At 47.1% G+C, this 641-nt stretch carries 1 protein-coding gene; it reads right to left on the bottom strand.

The features are described 5' to 3' along the window. Positions 1-641, bottom strand: a 641-nt coding sequence (locus R7190_RS28295) for an ABC transporter permease subunit (protein WP_318137980.1), incomplete at both ends; no start/stop codon positions are given.

Raw genomic sequence — 641 nt, forward strand, 5'->3', positions numbered from 1 at the left:
CACCCATTACTAGCGAGTAGTCACGGTTAAATGCAGCGTTAACGAATAGCTTACCGATACCCGGTAAACCAAAGATGGTTTCGATAACAACAGAACCCGTGATGATGCCTACGAAAGCAGGACCCATGTAAGAAACAACAGGAAGAAGTGCTGGTTTGAGAGCATGTTTGATGATGATGTAACGGTAACTCAGACCTTTAGCGCGAGCGGTGCGGATAAAGTTACTGTTTAGCGTCTCAATCATTGAACCGCGAGTAATACGGGCAAACGTTGCAACGTAAAGCAATGACATACCAATAACCGGCAACACTAAAAACTGCCAGCTACCATCTTGCCAACCACCCGCAGGGAAAATGTGCCAATGTAGAGAGAATAGGTAAATCAGAGCTGGCGCCAATACGAACGACGGCATAACCACACCAAGCATCGCGGTCGACATTATGGTGTAGTCAACCCACGTATTCTGCTTGAGAGCCGCTATCGTCCCGACCGTCACGCCCATGATCAACGTAAAGATGAAGGCGATAAAACCCACTTTCGCTGACACTGGCAGAGCAACGGCGATCAACTCGTTTACGGTGTAATCTAGGTATTTAAACGATGGACCAAAATCACCTTGCAGAACGTTGGTCAAATACGTT

The sequence above is a fragment of the Vibrio sp. 1078-1 genome, assembly GCF_033340475.1.